Genomic DNA, 1,350 nt, shown 5'->3' on the forward strand with positions numbered 1-1,350 from the left:
CCCGGCAGCACCGCGGTGTAGCCCTGCAGCGCGCCCAGGCGCAGCTCTTCGCCGGCGGCCAGGCGCTGGTTGCCGACCCGCTGGCGAAGAAATTCCGCCGGCGTCAGGCGCGCGTCCGCCGCCTCCAGGGTCATGGCGACGAAGGCCTGCTGATCGGCGCTGTGGCCGATCAGCACGTCCGGGCGATTGACCAGCTGCCAGCCGGCCGGATAGCTCAGGGTGAAATCCAGTTCGCCGTGATAGAAGTGCCGCCCGCGACGAATGCCGCTGGCGGCCGAGTCGCCGAACACCAGGCCGTCGAGCATCTGCAGGAAGGTATCGCGCCCCACTTCCTGAGACTCGCCGACCAGGGCGCGGGCCGGGCCGACCACCTGCTGCAGGCGTCGCTCGTTGTCCGGGTGGGTGTCGAACAGACCGTGATAACCGCCGGCCGCTACCGCTTCGCCGCGCTTGGCCGCCTGGGCACGGGCGAAGTCCTCCTGGTTCTTCAGCACCTTGACCACCTCGATCATCGCCTGCGGGTCGTAACCGCTGCGCGCCAGGTACTGGGCGCCGAGGCCGTCGGCCTCCAGCTCCATGTCGCGGCCGTAGCCACGCACGAAGGCGTTGCCCATCACCCCGGTCAGGTCGCCCACCGCGCCGATGCCGGTGCCGATGGCCGCGGCCTGGCCGAGCAGCCCCCAGGCGGTGGACTGGCTCTGCTGGCGCACGCTGTGCCGCGCGGTGACGTGGCCGACCTCGTGGCCGAGCACCGCGGCCAGCTCGGCCTCGGAATTGAGGTAGGCGAGCAAGCCGCGATGGATGTAGATATAGCCGCCGGGCAGGGCAAAGGCGTTGATGTCGGGGCTGTCGACCAGGGTGAAGACATAGTTGAGCTGGCTGCGATGACTGTTGCGCGCCACCCGCTCGCCGACCCGCTGGATATAGGCCTGCAGCCTGGCGTCGTCGTAACGCGGGTACTGCTTGAGGATTTCCTGGTTGTAGCGCGCGCCGAGATCCAGTTCCTGGCGCTCGCTCATCATCACGAAGTCGTTGCGCCCGGTGGCCGGGTTGACCGCGCAACCGGCCAGCCAGGCACAGGCCAGACAGACAAGCACGGTTCGCATCATGGCAACACCTCCAGCATCGCCGGGTGGGTCAGTGGCAGCATCCACCGCGCCTGGGCGGATTTCAAGCCGCCGCGGGACTGGCGGTCGATCACCCAGCCGCGCGCCTCCACCCGCGCGCCCTCGAGGCGCTGCAGCGCGCGCACATCGAACTGCTCAAGCAGCGCCGGCGCCACCCGCAACACCCGCCCGCCGTCCAGCTCCAGCCACAGGCCGCCACGATTGCGTTGCACCTGGCTCACGC

At 69.8% G+C, this 1,350-nt stretch carries 1 protein-coding gene and 1 pseudogene; both read right to left on the reverse strand.

Features of this window, described 5'->3' with window-relative positions; all coding sequences use genetic code 11:
* A partial coding sequence (locus N878_RS20675) for a M48 family metalloprotease (protein WP_021445439.1) occupies positions 1-1,109 on the reverse strand: 1,109 nt, incomplete at its 3' end.
* Positions 1,106-1,350: pseudogene (locus N878_RS20680) on the reverse strand (thermonuclease family protein); the annotation flags it as partial. The pseudogene N878_RS20680 and the gene N878_RS20675, both read right to left, overlap by 4 nt.

Source organism: Pseudomonas sp. EGD-AK9, from assembly GCF_000465935.2.
Taxonomy (GTDB): Bacteria; Pseudomonadota; Gammaproteobacteria; order Pseudomonadales; family Pseudomonadaceae; genus Aquipseudomonas.